13 protein-coding genes are annotated in these 14,253 nt (G+C 64.2%); 7 read left to right on the top strand and 6 right to left on the bottom strand.

The genetic code is table 11. The features are described from left to right. Nucleotides 1–3: 3 nt before the first annotated feature. The gene (locus tag VAPA_RS27275) at nt 4–861 is read right to left on the bottom strand and encodes an amidohydrolase family protein (protein ID WP_230559081.1); all 858 of its coding nucleotides are present in this window, start codon (nt 859–861) and stop codon (nt 4–6) included. Between the two features lie 265 nt (nt 862–1,126). On the opposite strand from VAPA_RS27275, the gene VAPA_RS27270 reads away from it, so the two are divergent. The 7 genes from VAPA_RS27270 (at nt 1,127) to VAPA_RS27240 (ending at nt 9,149) form a co-directional block, all read left to right on the top strand. Further along, the gene (locus VAPA_RS27270; RefSeq protein WP_021003435.1) at nt 1,127–1,777 is read left to right on the top strand and encodes an aspartyl/asparaginyl beta-hydroxylase domain-containing protein; all 651 of its coding nucleotides are present in this window, start codon (nt 1,127–1,129) and stop codon (nt 1,775–1,777) included. A gap of 42 nt (nt 1,778–1,819) precedes the next feature. After that, nucleotides 1,820–3,568 carry a hypothetical protein gene (locus tag VAPA_RS27265; RefSeq protein WP_021003434.1) on the top strand — a complete coding sequence of 583 codons (1,749 nt, stop codon included), beginning with the start codon at nt 1,820–1,822 and terminating at the stop codon, nt 3,566–3,568. A gap of 62 nt (nt 3,569–3,630) precedes the next feature. Continuing rightward, a complete protein-coding gene (locus tag VAPA_RS27260) occupies nt 3,631–4,719 on the top strand; it encodes a putative peptidase, MA superfamily (protein ID WP_021003433.1) in 1,089 nt (362 codons plus the stop codon). 48 nt (nt 4,720–4,767) lie between these two features. Further along, nucleotides 4,768–5,139, top strand: a complete 372-nt coding sequence (locus tag VAPA_RS27255; RefSeq protein ID WP_021003432.1) for an HAD family hydrolase — start codon at nt 4,768–4,770, stop codon at nt 5,137–5,139. Beyond that, nucleotides 5,136–6,695: a phosphotransferase gene (locus VAPA_RS27250; RefSeq protein WP_021003431.1), complete on the top strand. Its 1,560-nt coding sequence runs from the start codon at nt 5,136–5,138 to the stop codon at nt 6,693–6,695. Before VAPA_RS27255 ends, VAPA_RS27250 begins: the two co-directional genes overlap by 4 nt. A 3-nt stretch (nt 6,696–6,698) precedes the next feature. Beyond that, on the top strand, nt 6,699–7,415 hold the full coding sequence (locus tag VAPA_RS27245; protein WP_021003430.1) for a glycosyltransferase family 2 protein: 717 nt from the start codon (nt 6,699–6,701) through the stop codon (nt 7,413–7,415). 33 nt (nt 7,416–7,448) lie between these two features. Next, complete coding sequence (locus tag VAPA_RS27240) at nt 7,449–9,149, top strand: hypothetical protein (RefSeq protein WP_021003429.1); 1,701 nt, start codon at nt 7,449–7,451, stop codon at nt 9,147–9,149. Nucleotides 9,150–9,157: 8 nt separating this feature from the next. Here the strand turns inward: VAPA_RS27240 and VAPA_RS27235 are convergent, their stop codons facing one another. Genes VAPA_RS27235 through urtB form a run of 5 tightly spaced genes read right to left on the bottom strand, consistent with a single transcriptional unit; the run spans nt 9,158 to nt 14,250 of the window. Beyond that, on the bottom strand, nt 9,158–10,732 hold the full coding sequence (locus tag VAPA_RS27235) for an amidase (RefSeq protein WP_021003428.1): 1,575 nt from the start codon (nt 10,730–10,732) through the stop codon (nt 9,158–9,160). Between the two features lie 55 nt (nt 10,733–10,787). After that, nucleotides 10,788–11,480, bottom strand: a complete 693-nt coding sequence (gene urtE, locus VAPA_RS27230) for an urea ABC transporter ATP-binding subunit UrtE (RefSeq protein WP_021003427.1) — start codon at nt 11,478–11,480, stop codon at nt 10,788–10,790. Beyond that, nucleotides 11,474–12,232: an urea ABC transporter ATP-binding protein UrtD gene (gene urtD, locus VAPA_RS27225; RefSeq protein ID WP_021003426.1), complete on the bottom strand. Its 759-nt coding sequence runs from the start codon at nt 12,230–12,232 to the stop codon at nt 11,474–11,476. The genes urtE and urtD overlap by 7 nt, the downstream gene beginning before the upstream one ends. Then, the gene (gene urtC / locus VAPA_RS27220; RefSeq protein ID WP_021003425.1) at nt 12,229–13,353 is read right to left on the bottom strand and encodes an urea ABC transporter permease subunit UrtC; all 1,125 of its coding nucleotides are present in this window, start codon (nt 13,351–13,353) and stop codon (nt 12,229–12,231) included. The genes urtD and urtC overlap by 4 nt, the downstream gene beginning before the upstream one ends. A gap of 3 nt (nt 13,354–13,356) precedes the next feature. After that, nucleotides 13,357–14,250 (bottom strand): urea ABC transporter permease subunit UrtB, encoded by an 894-nt coding sequence (gene urtB, locus VAPA_RS27215; RefSeq protein WP_021003424.1) that lies wholly within the window; start codon nt 14,248–14,250, stop codon nt 13,357–13,359. Nucleotides 14,251–14,253: the final 3 nt, after the last annotated feature.

The raw sequence follows: 14,253 nt of genomic DNA, 5'->3' as shown, positions 1-14,253 counted from the left end.
CGCTCAGCGCAGGTCGAACAGCGCGGCCGCGTTGCCCCAGGCAATGCGCCGCGCTACGTCGGGGGGCAGGTCGCCAAGCCAGGTGCGGTAGCCGCGCATGATCTCGTCATAGGCGCTCCAGCGCTGGTTCACCCAGGTGTCGGAGCCGATCATGAAACGCTCCGGGTACTTGAGGATCAACGCACGCCACTCGGGACAGAGCCTGCCGCCCTCGCAGGTCAGGCCCGGGCGGTACGAGAGTTCGCCCATCAGCAGCGGATAGCGTTCCAGCAGCGCCTGCACCCGCTCGATGGGCGCGCCGCCGATGCCGGTGTGGGCCCAGATCAGGCGAAGGTCCCGGCCCTTCGACGGCGCGTTGGCCATCAACAAATCGATCGCCACGTCGTCGACATGCGCGAGCACCGCGAGCTTCTGGCGCTCCGCCAGCGCGATCAGCTTCTTCGCCACCGGGCCGTTGGCATTGGCGCTGTCGTACAGGTGGAACTCGCCGAGCCCGCGGTAGGGCCCGCTCGCGGTACCGCGCGCCAGCTCGGCCTGCACCATCTCGTGGATGCTCTCGTCGCGGAACCAGTTGCTGTAGTCGTCGCGGTTGCGGTACAGACGCACGAAGGGCACCACCGTCACGCCCGCAGCGCGGGTCTCGCGCGCCGCGGCCAGCGTTTGCGTGCCGGCGTTGGGCCGCGAGTTGGCAATGATGGCCGTCACGTTGTTGCGCTGCATGCGCGCGAGCGCCTCAGCGGGCGGATAGGGTCCGGTGCTGCCGTCCCAGGCTTCCTGGTTGTAGTGCAGGTGCGTGTCGAATAGCGGGCCGGCATAAGGCGGCGGGCTCTGGGCGGCTTGGCCACGGGCCTGGGGCACCATGGCAAGGCAAGTGGACAGGACAAGGGCCGCAAGGGGCGCGATGGCTCTCATGTGTGTCGTGAGGGTGGAACCCCGCTTATTTTGAACCTGCCGAACCGAGCGGCGAGGGGAAGCAAACGGCCTGAACCCGGTTCACTTTTGCAACGCGGTTTCGTGATTTCCAGCACGCGAGCCCTTCGAGGCCGGTGCTAGTATGTGTATCAATTGTATAAATCAGCAAAGAAGATGGCTTTTTTGCTCGGGCATGGAAGGACGAGAAGACACCATGAAGCGCTCGAAAGACGTCATGTTCGCGAGATTGGCTGATTTCAAGGTCGATCCGGATAAGCTCCGCGCCCACTTCCTGGACCATGTCAAGCAGCAGCCGGCCGTGCCCTACCGGGACAACCGGGTCGACTACATCGGCTGGGCCGTCACCAGCCGCGACGGCACCTTGGCGGACGGCATCCGGCGCATCGCCACGGCGCAGGCCGCCGCTCCCAGCCGGGGAGTCACGCCCACCGAGGTGTGCACGGGCTACCTCGCCGAGGTCATGGAGAGCCTGCACCATCGCGGCATCGAGCACTTCCGGGCCCGCATCATGCAGCTCGAGAGCGAAGGCGAAGAGATGCCGCTGCACACCGATGCGCTCAGGGAAACATGGCGGCTGCACATCCCCATCATCACGAATTCCAATTGCTTCTTCGAGTGGCAGCGTGCCGATGGCAGTATCGAGAGCGTGCACCTGCCCGCCGACGGTTCTGCATGGCTGGTGCGGGTGGACCTGAACCATCGCGCGGTCAATCGCAGCAACGAGCCTTCCAATCGCGTCCATCTGTTGATGGGCCTGAGCCCGGGCCCCGACTTCTCGATGCTCGCCGAGCCCCGGCTGCCCGTGCTGCAGGAAGCGCCTGCCGCTGCAGAGCGGACCGCATGACCGGCGCCTCCGCCGGAACGCGCCGATCCGCCGAAGCGTGAAATGGACAGCTTCAACGAATGGCGCTGCGTCGCGGACATGGACGCGGAACTGCAAGCCTTCAGCAAGTCGGACCAGCTGGAACTGAGCCTGTATCGCTTGCGCCGTGCCCTGGACGCTGGGCATGACTTCGCGAAAGACATTCTTTCGAGATACCACGACGGCCTGATCCTCTCGGGCAACGCCAGCGCTGCGCTGGAATTGAGATCCAGCGGGCGATGGAAGGACGCATTCGAGAAGAGGGACTCCGAAGCGATCGACATCGCATCCACGCAACTGATCGTGGGGCAGATCGGTCACTTTGCGCGAAAGCTGGAGGAAACGATCGATGCATCTCCCCTCGGCTTCGCCACCTACCTGGCAGGCCTCAAACGGCACCATGGCGCAACCTACACGAGTGCCGCGGACGTTGCCAGACCGCTGATTGAAAACAAGGCCTTCAAGAACACGCGGGACAAGACCGCCCTGATGCTGGCGATCGAGGGGTTTCGAGCTTACGGGGAAGACATCGGCAAGGAAACGCTGGTCGATTTCCTCGAACGGTACAACCATGAAGTCCTGTGCAAATTCTTCCAGACCGTCCTTCCGAAAAATGTAGAGATCTTCAGAAGCTTCGTCCTGGAGATGCTGCAGGATGAAAAAGGAGTGCGTTGCCTGAACGAGGCGGCCATATGCCGCCTCCTGATCCTGGGCTATGCATTGCTGGACCACGCCGTCTATGACCGCGTGCTCAACCAGGTACACGATCTTTACCCGGCGCCCGCCCTCGGCCATGCCGGGCCGGCGCAGTCCAGCGCAAGAATCGCGCGCGCCTTTTGCGTCGACGCCAGGCGCCCGGTCACGGTTTCAAGAAAGCACCTGAATATTGCCGTTTGCGTTTCGGGCCAGTTGAGGGGATACGCCAAGGCTTTCGAGACCTGGAAAAACCTCCACCTACACGAGCATCGCGTCAAATATTTTGTGCACACCTGGGAGGACACCGGCTGGCGGCTTCCCGATCCGATCTCGGGCAACGGTGTCGACAGGATATTCAAGTACACGCCATTTGCCGCGGCCTACAAGCAGGCGGGATTCCTGTACGGCATGGAAGCCCTGAAGAAATCCTATCCAAACTTCTTCTCGCTGCTGGCCGTTTCCTCGACCGTGAGCGAATCGGACATCCGGGCGGTCTACGGGACCGACGCGAAGGTCGTGATCGAAAGCCATCAACGGCCTGAATTCGAGAACGACGCCAACAACCAGCGCAAGATGTTCTACAAGATCCGGGAGGCGCACCGCCTGATGGAAGAGGATGGGGAGGCCTATGACCTGGTGCTCAGGATCCGGCCGGACCGCGCCTTCCGGGGTGGAGAGCGCAAGCCCGACTGGATGAAGATGGCCGAGGAATGCCGCAAGCAGCGCCTGATCTACTTCAACAACCTGATGATCACGAAGACCCTCTATGCAGGGGATCAATTTGCCATCGGATCCGCCGACTCCATGCGCTGCTACGCCAATACCCTTGCGCTTCAGACACAGGCCGCCGAGGAAGGATGGTTCGGATTTCCAAGGCGCCTGCGGTCTCATTGCTCCCTGGCGCATGCCCTGCTCTTCCAGGGCGTCCGGCGCGAGCCGCTGCAAGACATCCACCCGACCGAAGCCATGCCGGCGGCATCGTACGGCCGGGCGGAACTCAAAAGAATGTTGAGTGCCGACTTGCCTTCAGGGCCCCTGAGCGAGATGGACAAGTTGCTCTGGAATTCCCTGAACTGAAGAGTTGTCCGTTGATCGAGCCTCGCCTGGCGAGCCATGCAGGATATGCAACAGGAGCAGCAATGCCGGCCAAGAAATCGCCATGGAAGCAACTGATCGCAGGCGGAGCGATCGCGTGTGTACTGAGCTCCACTTCCGCAGTTTTGGCGCAGGACCTGCAAGAGGCACCCGCATGCAGAGCCTCGAAGAATCCGCACAGGCTGAAACTGGAGCAGAAGTTCGAGTTCAACGGCATCCGGGTTTTCTACACGCAGTCAGGGCCGCACGCGCTGTACACCGACGTGGATCTGAATCGCAACGGCGTGCCCGACATCGTCGAGGACGCGGCATTGCACCTGGACACGGTCCGCCAGATATTCAACCGGAACGGCTTTCGCGACCCGCTGCGCAGCACCAGGTTTCGGCGCGCCGAATCCATCGACATCGACTTCCTGGACTTCGGCACCTACAGCGAGGAGAACGCGAAGAAAAGAGGGCTGTCTTTCTCCGGCGTGGTCCGCTATCCCGGCAGCCGCAACCGCGATGGCAGATGCTCGATCTCCATCGGCATCAATTCCACAATGCGCGGAAATCATGAGCGGGTGAAGGACTACCTCATCCCGCATGAGCTGTTCCACCTGTACCAGTACGGCTACACCATGTTCCGCGCGAGCTGGTTCCTCGAAGGCATGGCGAAATGGGCGGAATGGGTCACTCTGGCGGAGAACGAGCGCAATCGCGAAATGTGGAGCACCCCGCTTCCTTCCTCGCAGAAGGAGCTCAGCGAACGGGTTTTCCTCAACCCGAATCCCTATGACGTGAGGCATTTCTGGAACCGATTGGCCGAACTCGCCAAGAGCCAGGACGCGCCGATGATCATCCCCGCAGAATTGCGCAGCAGAAGGTTTGCCGATGGAACACCGGTGATCCGGGACGAGGTCTGGCGCGGACATTCCCTGATGCTGAAGATTCTTCAGGAACTCGATGAAGACGACGACAAGGTCACGCGGGAAAAGAACCGGCAGCCGAATCAATGGACCAATGAAGACCAGCGCTCCGTCGCGAACAACCCGATCCTGATGCGGGCCGTTCAGCGCGCCGTGGGCTCCTTCCGGATCTCCACGCCAGAGGTCGTTCGGTTTCTGGCCCTCGATCCTGCATCTCCGGGCTGAAGATGCCGTTGACCGCAAAGCCATATTCCGAGAACAGAGGCAAATGAATTGAAGCGATTGATCTTCGATCTGGACCATACCTTGTGCATCGCGGAGGCAAAGGACTACGCAAACGCCCGCCCGCGGCTGGAGATGATCGATCGGCTCCGCAACTATCAGGCGATGGGGTTTTCCATCGCGATATACACCAGCCGCAACGTCAACAGCTTTGCCGGCAACATCGGAAAGATCAATGCCCACACCTTGCCGATCATCATCGAGTGGCTGGGCCGCCATGACGTGCCCTACGACGAGATCCATGTGGGCAAACCCTGGTGCGGCGAAGAAGGGTTCTATGTGGATGACCGCGCCATCCGTCCTTCGGAGTTCCTGAAATACAGCCAGGAAGAAATCGCCCGATTGCTGGAGCATGAGAAGTGATCATCATCACTTCCGCCGCCTACGTCGATTCCGAACTGCAATCGGAATTCGGCCGCCTGCCGCCGGCCTTTCTGCCCGTTGGCAACCGCCGCCTGTTCCTGCGGCAGCTCTCGGTATTGCACACGCACTTTCCGGCCGAGAGCATCTATCTCTCATTGCCCGAGAGCTACACCATCGCGCACCGCGATGCGCGCGCGCTGGAGGCCCAGGCGATCCAGGTGCTGCGGGTGCCCGACGGCCTCACCCTGGCCGATTCGCTGCTTTTCTCGATCAACACCGTCGGCACCTACGACGAGGGGCTTCGCATCCTCCTTGGCGACACGCTGATCCTCGACCTTCCGGCCGCCTGGGACTGCCTTTGCGTGGCCGAGTCGGCCGACGACTACGACTGGCACGTCGACCAGGGTTCGGGCGCCGGTGCGCGGGTCTGGTGCGGCTACTTTGCGTTTCAATCGGTCAGCCGGCTGGCAAAGTGCCTGGTCGCCGCGCGCGGATCGTTCGAGAAGGCCGTGTCCGCCTATGACGAGGCCTGCTACCTGCAGCGTATCCACTCCGAGAAGTGGTCGGACTTCGGCCACGTCAACACCTTCTACCGCTCGCGGGCCCAGATCACCACGCAGCGCTCGTTCAACGACTTGATGATCGGAGACCGCCGCGTCCGCAAGACGGGCCGCCCCGCCGAAAAGATCAAGGCCGAGGCGCAGTGGTTCGACGCATTGCCTTCCCGCCTGCGCGTGTATGTGCCGCAATTGCTGAGCCACGGCCAGGTGGATTCGGACGGGTATGGCTACGAGCTCGAATACATGTGCATGGCGCCGCTCAACGAGCTGTATGTGCATGGCCGCAACTCCACGGCGTTCTGGTCCCGGGTGTTCAAGCACCTGGCCGACTGGCTCAGCGCCTGCCAGGCCGCCGTGCCCCTGACCGGGAGCGAGCGGCAATTGGTGGAGGAGGACAGCCGGGGAATGCTGGGGGAAAAGACCCGCGAGCGCATGCATGCCTATGCCGCGAGCAGCGGCTTGAGCCTTTCGGCCCCCACGCGCCTGAACGGGCGGCCGCTGCCGTCGTTGTCGGACATGCTGCAGCGCTGCGTCGAGGCCGCGGCGCGCGTGCCGCTGGTGCCAGGCGTGATGCACGGCGACCTGTGCTTCAGCAACATCCTGTTCGACACGCGCTCGGACTGCATCAAGGTGATCGACCCGCGCGGCCTCAACTTCCGAGGCGAACCCAGGCTGCTGGGCGACCTGCGCTACGACCTCGCGAAGATCGCGCATTCGGTGATCGGCCTGTACGACTACATCGTCGCGGATGCCTTCGATGTGGACGACGGCACGGGGCTGGATTTCAACCTGCGCATCCACGCCGACGAAGACGCCGCCGCGATCCAGAAGCTGTTTGCCGGCCTGCCCCTGCTGAACGGCATGACGGCGCGCCATGTGGCGCCGGTCACCGTGATGCTGTTCCTGTCCATGCTGCCGCTGCACCAGGACAACCCGCGCCGCCAGCGCGCCATGCTTGCCAATGCATTGCGCCTGTTCGAGCAAATGGAGCACTGAAAGATGTTTGTCATTCCCATGATGGGCAAGAGCCGCCGCTTCACGGAGGCCGGCTATGCGTTGCCCAAATACCGCCTGCCGCTGCACGGCCATACGGTTTTCTTTCACGTCGTGAAGTCGTTCGAGCACTACTTCCAGGACGACCTTTTTCTTTTCGTGGTGCGGCGCGATCACGAGATTGCGGAGTACCTGAGGCAGGAGCTGAAGAACCTGGGCGTCAAGGAATTTCGCATCGTCGAATTGGAAGGAGACACCCTCGGCCAGGCCGACTCCGTCTACCGCGGGCTGCAGCAGCTTCGGTCCGACGAGCCCGTGTACATCTTCAACATCGACACCATCAGGCCGGGGTTCAGAAAATCCGAGCTGGCCGCCGATGCGCTCGGTTACCTGGAGGTATTCGAAGGCGACGGCGATCACTGGTCGTTCGTGGAGCCCGGCCCCGGCCATGCGGTGCTCCGGACGACCGAGAAGGAGCGCATCTCCAACCTGTGCAGCGACGGCCTCTATCACTTTGCCGATGCTCGCATCTTCAACGAAGCCTATGAGCACCAGCTGGCCAACAAGCTCGTGAATCGCGGCGAATATTACGTCGCACCCTGCTACAACCTGCTGATCCAGAACGGCGGACGCGTTGCCTACGAACTGATCGACCGAAGCGAGATCGTCTTTTGCGGAACCCCGCAGGAATATGAAGAAGCTGCCGCCAAGAAATGGCCATGAAGCCGCCGTTCGAAACGGCGAAAGGAACGCGCCATGACCCTGGGTGAACTGCTGGCCTCGGCCAAGCCGGCGCTTGCCGCCACATGGGCCGAGTGCATGGAGGCTTCCGCTGCGGGCGTTCTTTTCATGTCGGTGTGCCACGGAAAAGAGCGCGCCCACGTCGTGACGGTCCGCGGCAAGAACTTCGACGAGGTGTGGCGCCGCGGCGCGCAGCTGCTGCAGGCGTGGCTGCGCAAGCAGGACAGCGCCCCCATCTGGCTGCGCGTGGACGTGGTGCATACCGTGCACGCCATGACCTGGCAGGCGCTGAAGCAGGCGTTCGCGACGACCAAGCGCAATTACTTTCGCCATGGCATCGCATTCGACGCCGAGCTGTCGGTGGCCATGCTCGAGGAAGAGATCGGCGCGCATGCCGTGCTCTACGACGGCAATTTTTCCGAAGCGACGCCCAACGCCGTCAACCTCGCGCTGTATGGCAAGCACCGCCACGGGCGCGAACTCCATTGGCCCACCGAGGCGCAGCAGCCGGTCTGGATCTTCGACACGCGGGCCGTGTTCATCGACGGCAAGGGCCTTCACGCCATCGAACACCAGGGGCGCAACCGCGGCTACCGGCACCTGCCGGCGTGGGATGCCGCCCGGGTACGCGACATCGCCGCAACCAGCACCGCCTACCTGGCGCGCCAGGTGAAGACGTCAGGCGCGTATCACTACGGCTGGTTTCCCTGCTTCGACCGCGCCATTCCCACCTACAACGCGCTGCGCCACGCGAGCTCGACCTATGCGCTGCTCGAAGGCTGGGAGCTCACGCGCCAGCCCGAACACAAGGCCGCCATCGAGCGGGCCCTGGCGCACCTGACCGGCAAGCTGATCCAGCGCATCACCCTGCCGGGCGGCGAGCAAGCGGCCTTCCTCGTCGACATCGACGACGAGATCAAGCTGGGCGGCAATGCCGTGTGCCTGCTGGCCATGGTCAAGTACACCGAGCTCACCGGCGACACGCAGTACCTGCCGCTGCTGGAGCAGCTGGCGCTGGGCATCGTTCACATGCAGGACCCGGCAACGGGCCGCTTCGTCCACGTGCTCAACCATCCCGGCCTCGGCGTCAAGGAAGAGAACCGCATCATCTACTACGATGGCGAAGCCGCCTTCGGCCTGATGCGCCTGTACGGACTGACCCGCGACCCGCGCTGGCTGCGAGCGGTCGAGAAGGCGTTCGAGTATTTCATCGCGGCCCGGCATTGGGAAGCCCATGACCACTGGCTGAGCTACTGCGTCAACGAGCTCACGCTCTACCGGCCCGAGGAGCGCTACCTGCGCTTCGGCCTGGACAACGTGCGCGGCCACCTCGACTTCGTGCTCGACCGCATCACCACCTTTCCGACGCTGCTCGAGCTGATGATGGCGGCGCAGAAGATGATCGTTCGCCTGCAGGCCGATGCCGCACATGCGCACCTGCTGGAAGGCTTCGACATCGAGAAGTTCTACCGTGCACTGGAGCAGCGTGCGCGCTACCTGCTGACGGGGCACTTCTGGCCGGAGCTCGCGATGTTCTTCAGGAACCCCTCACGCATCGTGGGCAGTTCGTTCATCCGCCACCACAGCTTCCGCGTGCGCATCGACGACGTGGAGCATTACCTGTCGGGCTATGTGGCGTACTGGAAGTACCTGGAAGGCGGCGGCCGGCCGGCCGAGCTGCAGGCCATGCGGGAAGACGCTGTGCCGGCAAAGTGATGCGGAGCCTACGCCCGCAGGCTCGGTGAGCGGCGATGCTGCGTGCCGGTTTCGTAGCTGTGCGCAAGGGCGAGGAGTTCGGCTTCGCTCCAGAGCTTTCCCACGAAGATCAGGCCGAACGGTGAACCGGAGCCGTAGTAGCCCGCAGGTACGGTGACACCCGGCACGCCGGCGATGTTGATTTCGCCGACCGTCGTTTCCTGGATGGTGTGCCCCCGCCCGGCCAGCGGCAACTCCTCGCGCATCTGCGGGAAGACCAGCGCGTCGAGCTGGTGCCGCTCGAAAACTTCTTCGATGATCCGAAGGTACGCTTCCTTCAGCGCAATGAACTCGGAGAGATCCGGCGGGACCGTGGGTGATTGCAGCGAGGCGACGAACTGCGGCAGCGTATGCATGAAGTCGAGCACACCGCCCCGGTCGAAGGCCGACTGTTTCGCCGTGGCAGCGGCAAATTCACTGAAACTCTTCAGCGCCGCATCGGGCCCCAGGCGCTGGAGGTACTTGTGCAGGTCGTACGGAACCGACTCCATGCCGCGCGCATCGAAATTCGGCAGCGGCGCGGTCGGCTTGCGCAGCGCTGCAAAGCCGGAACCGTGGAATGGATCGTTCACCAGGACCGCACCCAGCTCCGTCAATTCCCTCTGCGCGCGTTCGTAGAGTCTTTCGGTTTCCGGCGCGAGCGGCTGGTCGCGCCAGCCCTTGCCGAAGAGGCCGAGGCGCGCCCCCTTGAGCGCGTGGGCGCTCAGCTTCGACGTGTAGCCGAGCCGGGGCTTCTTTCCCACCCCGGCGAGCGTCTTCGGATCCTCGGCCGTGTAGCCCGCCAATACGTCGAGACACAGCGCGGCATCGCGAACGCATCGCGCGATCGGGCCCACGACATCGCGATTGCCGGACAAAGGCATCACCCCTGCATTCGGCACCAGCCCGATCGTCGGCTTGATGCCGACCAGGTCCTGCGCCGAGGCCGGATTCTGGATCGAACCGCCCGTTTCCTCGGCCAGGCCCAACACCGCCATGCCTGCGCTGACTGCGGCGGCGGTTCCGGCGCTGCTGCCGCCGGGCACCCGGTCCGGCACCACGACGTTCAACGTGGGGCCCGCCCAGCTGTCGTCGGCATGCGTCCCCGTATGACTCAGCACGGGCACATTTGTCTTGCCCAGGATGACCGCACCCGCGGCTCGCATGCGTGCGACCACGGGCGAATCGGTCGCCGGCATGAGATCGACGCCCCCCGTCTTGCTGTAGAGCAGCGACCACCCCGCCGTGGTCGGGAACCCCACCATGTCCATGGGATCCTTGACGACGACCGGCACACCCGCAAGAGGTCCCAGCAGTTCGCCAGCCAGGCGCCGCCGGTCGATGGCGCGCGCATCCTCGATGGCCTCTTCGTTGATGAAGATGATCGCGTTGTAGCGCGTGTTGAACGCCTCGATCTGCTTCATGCAGTCTGCGGCGAGGCTTTCCGCGGTGAACGCGCCGGTTCGAAAACCGTCCTGGACCTGCGCCACGGTCAAGGCGCCGAGGTCCAGCGCCGCCGCAACTTCCGCGGCCGTGGTCTTGATACCCGATTCGAGATTGCTCATTCTTGAACTCCTGGTGAAATGAAGTGTTGAAGCGCTGCCCCTGCGAGGGAGCAGTTCAGAAGGTCATGTGCCTGTCCACGACTTCGTTCGTCAGCCGGTCGATCGGACCGCTCTCGACGATCGATCCCTTCTCGAACATGGCGAAATGGCTCGCCACGCGGCGGGCGAAATCGATGTTCTGCTCCACCAGCACCATGGTCATGCCGAATTCGCGGTTCAGGCGGATGATGGCGGATTCGATCTCTTCGACCACGGAAGGCTGGATGCCCTCGTTCGGTTCGTCGAGCAGCATGACCTTGGGATGGGCTGCGAGCGCCCGCGCCAGCGCGAGCTGCTGCTGCTGGCCGCCCGACAACACGCCGCCGGGCCGATGCAGGTTGGCCGCGAGGTACGGGAACAGCTTCAGCGCCAGCGGCGGGATCGCGCGTGGCCCGCGGCCTGCGAACGCGCCCATCAGGATGTTCTGCCGCACGCTGAAATCCGCAATGATCTCGCGTCCCTGCGGCACATAGGCAATGCCGCTGCGGGCGCGCAGGTGGGTCGGCAGGCCGTCGATGCGCACGCCCTCGAGTTCGATCGCACCTGTGGAGCGGACCATGCTGCCCATCAGGGTGCGAAGCAAGGTGGTCTTGCCCATTCCGTTGCGCCCGAGGATCGCCGTGACCTTGCCTGCCGGTATGGTCAGATCCACATCCTGCAGGGCGTGGCTGCGCCCGTAGAAGCCGTTGACGTTCGATAGTTTCAGCATGGCGAAGCAATTCCGTGAGAGCCGAGGTAGGCCTGCCGCACACGGGGGTCGCGCTCGATCTCCGCGACACTGCCTTCGGCCAGCACGCGGCCGAGATGAAGCACCGTGATGCGCTCTGCGATGTCCCGCACGAATGCCATGTCGTGCTCGACCACCAGGATGGTGTGGCGGCCGCGCAGCGCCTTCAGGATCTGTGCCGTCTTGCGCGTTTCCGCCTGCGTCATGCCGGCCGTCGGCTCGTCGAGCAGGATCACCTTGGGGCGCTGCGCGATCAGCAATCCCAGTTCCAGCCACTGCGTGTGGCCATGGCTCAGGTCCGCCGCCTGCCGCTGCTGCACGCTCTCGAGACCGGTCAGCGCGAGGATCTCGTCGACCCGGGTCTCGTCCTGCCTGTCGAAGCCCCAGCGCAGGTTGCGAACGATCGATGGCTCCCTGGTTGCCGCGACGCACAAGTTCTGCCGCACGCTCAGTTCCCTGAAAACGCTGGGTATCTGGAACTTGCGCCCGATCCCGGCGCGCGCCACGCGGTATTCAGGCCAGTTGGTCACGTCGGCGCCGTACAGCTCGACGCGCCCTTCGGAGCTTCGCGTCTTTCCCGAAACGAGGTCCATCAGGGTGGTCTTGCCCGCGCCGTTGGCACCGAGCAGCACACGCAGCTCGCCTTCGGCGACCTGCAGCGACACGCCGTCCACCGCCTTGAAGCCGCCGAAGTTGACGCCCAGCGATCTCAGTTCAAGTGCCATCGCGCTCATCGGGCATTCCCGAGTTCGCGTGGCGCGGGCCGGCTGCTCCAGCGCGCGAGCATGTCGTGCACCCAGCCACCGATTCCCTTCGGCAGATAGAGCACCACCAGCACGAAGGTCAGCCCCACGATCACGCGCCAGGCTTCCACCAGCGACTGCGTTTCGCTGGCCGTTGCCTCGAGCATGTTGATCAGGATGGCGCCCACGCACGCGCCGAGCAGCGACGCGCGCCCGCCGACCGCGGCCCACACCACCATGGTGATCGAGAACGCCAGGTCCATGAAGGTCGGCGACGCAAACTCGGCCACCACCACGTAGAGCATGCCGGCCAGTGCCGCGATGCCCGCCGACAGCGCGAAGAAGAAAGTCTGGTAGTGCGCCACGTCGAAACCGAGGTAGCGCGCGCGCTGCGGATCGCCCGACGTCGCCCTCAGGATCAACCCCGCGCGCGTGGCCAGCAGCAGCCGCGCACCGACCAGCACCACCGCCAGCACGCCGGCGATCAAGTAGTAGGTCGACGTGCCGTAGGGATCGAACTCCAGCGCGCCGGCGCGCAGCCAGGCCAGGTCGGACAATCCGTTGAAGCCGTTGGTCAGCGGCTGGGCATCCACCAGCAGCAGCCGCACCAGCAACACCAGCGCGAGCGTGATGATCGACACGAACACACCCGCGATGCGCTTGCGGAAAACCACCGCGCCCAGCACGAACGCGACCAACACCGGCAGCACCACGCCCATCAGGATGCCGAACCACTGGTAGCGGAACGGCAGCCAGAGAAACGAGCCCTGGTTGATGCAGCACAGGTCGACGACCGCTCCCGGTTCGGCATTCGACAGCATGAAGTCGGGCACAGGTCCCTGGCCGCCATGCTGAAGACTCGACGGACTCGCCATCTTCAGCGACATGGCCAGCATGTAGGCCCCCAGGCCGAAGAACAGGCCCTGCCCCAGGTTGAGAATGCCGGCGTAGCCCCAGCACATCGCAACGGCGATGCCGAGCATGCCGTACACCAGGTACTTCGCGAGCCGGTTGAGCCAGAACCCGTCGAGCACCAGCGGCGCGGCGGCCACCAGGACGAGAAAGATCGCATAGGCGGCGAAGGTCGCACGCCGGTCCAGTTGGGAAACCATGTCTTACCGTCCCTTGAACGAGAACAGGCCCTGCGGGCGGACGACGATCAGAAGGATCACGAGACCGAACACCGCCGCGCGCGCCACGATGTCGTTGGTGACGGCGGCGACGACGCCGTTGACCTCGCCCAGGCCGATGGCGGTCACGACGGCGCCGAGCAGGCTGCCCACGCCGCCCGCCACCACCACGAGAAAGCTGTCGACGACCAACGCCGTCCCCATGTCGGGCGACACGGTCTTGAAGCCCGCGACCAGCACGCCCGTGATGCCCGCCAGCCCGGCGCCGAAGGCGAAGGTCAGGGCGTTCACGCGTTCGACGTCGATGCCGCACGCCGCGGCCATGCGCGGATTGCGGATGATCGCGCGAACCTGCATGCCGATGCGGGTGCGGTAGAGCAACAGCCAGGTGGCCAGCGTCAGCACGATCGTGCTCGCGACGATGAATGCGCGGTAGGCATTGATCGATGTGCCGGCGATCTGGAATGCACCCTGCAGTTCCGTGGGAACGGGCATGTTCTGGAGTCCCGGCCCGAGGCCTTCGATGTGGATGCCGAAGAACGCCAGTCCGCCTTCGAGCCGCACGAACTGCTGCACCAGGATGGCCACGCCCCACGTCGCGAGCAGGGTGTCGCCCAGCCGTCCGTAGAGGCGGCGCACCACGCAGCGCTCGATCAGGAACCCCAGCAGCGCCGTGAGCACGAAGGCGATGGGAATGGCCGCGTACAGGCCCCATCCGAGCCAGATCTGCGTCATGACCGCGGCGTAGGCGCCCACCATGATCATCTCGCCATGGGCCATGTTCACGACCCCCATGGCGCCGTAGATGATGACGAGGCCGAGCGCGGCCAGCAGAAGGATCGAGCCCACGCTCAGGCCGATCAGAAGTACATCCAGCATGTC

This window comes from Variovorax paradoxus B4 (assembly GCF_000463015.1).
GTDB lineage: Bacteria > Pseudomonadota > Gammaproteobacteria > Burkholderiales > Burkholderiaceae_C > Variovorax > Variovorax paradoxus_E.
Note: the sequence above shows the minus strand (reverse complement) of the source record. Positions and strands in the feature narration are given on the sequence as shown.